The organism is Oscillibacter sp. UBA6647 (assembly GCA_002455655.1).
In the GTDB taxonomy this organism is placed as follows: domain Bacteria; phylum Bacillota; class Clostridia; order Oscillospirales; family Oscillospiraceae; genus Oscillibacter.
In genome coordinates, this window is record DKLF01000161.1 from 1 (window position 1) to 314 (window position 314).

The window sequence follows — 314 nt, forward strand, 5'->3', positions numbered from 1 at the left end:
CACCAGCGCCGCCAGCAGCACACCCATGATGATGTTGGAAATGGCGCTGTCCACGGACAGGTTGATATAGTCGCTCTGGTCCATCAGCACGGACCACTCCAATCCCGGATTCTCCTTAGCGATGTTCTCCATGGCCGCGCTGACGCTTTTGGCGGTTACCACGGTATTCACGTCCGACTGTTTGTTCACGGACAAAACCACACAGTCCTGCCCATCCACCCGGGCGATGGCGCCGCGCTCTTGCGGCTTGAGATAGACATTTGCCACCTCTCCCAGCCGGACGGTACCGCCGGTGGGCAGGGGAATCAGACAGT

General features: G+C 59.6%; 1 protein-coding gene. It reads right to left on the reverse strand.

The window, feature by feature from the left end:
• A partial coding sequence (locus B2W96_RS11510) for an efflux RND transporter permease subunit (protein WP_293010548.1) occupies window positions 1-314 on the reverse strand: 314 nt, incomplete at both ends.